Source organism: Bacillus sp. SIMBA_031 (assembly GCF_046535225.1).
Taxonomy (GTDB): Bacteria; Bacillota; Bacilli; order Bacillales; family Bacillaceae; genus Bacillus; species Bacillus velezensis.
In genome coordinates this window covers 1-236 of sequence record NZ_JAWRXC010000680.1, presented here as the reverse complement: position 1 = coordinate 236, position 236 = coordinate 1, and the positions used below count along the sequence as shown (strand labels likewise).

Annotated in this window: 1 protein-coding gene; it reads right to left on the bottom strand. The window is 64.4% G+C overall.

Annotated elements, in window-relative coordinates:
• On the bottom strand, window positions 1-236 hold a 236-nt coding region (locus tag SB724_RS21790), incomplete at both ends, for a DUF1275 family protein (protein ID WP_410573159.1).

Genomic DNA, 236 nt, shown 5'->3' with positions numbered 1-236 from the left:
CTGCCAGTCCACAGCCGAGCGCGAAGGAGGCGACGGCTAGCGCCATCTTCGAGAGCCGGGTTTTTACCGGTGCAGCAGCGTCAACGGGCGTTCCCTGCGCCAGGTCGGCGAGATCGATCATCATCTGCGTCGTCGTGCCGGTCATCAGCGTTGTCGGCGGCGCGCTGGCTAGATGGATGCGGTGCACGGCATTCTGAATGGCCATGGCGACCACCAGCAGCATGCCGGTGACAACA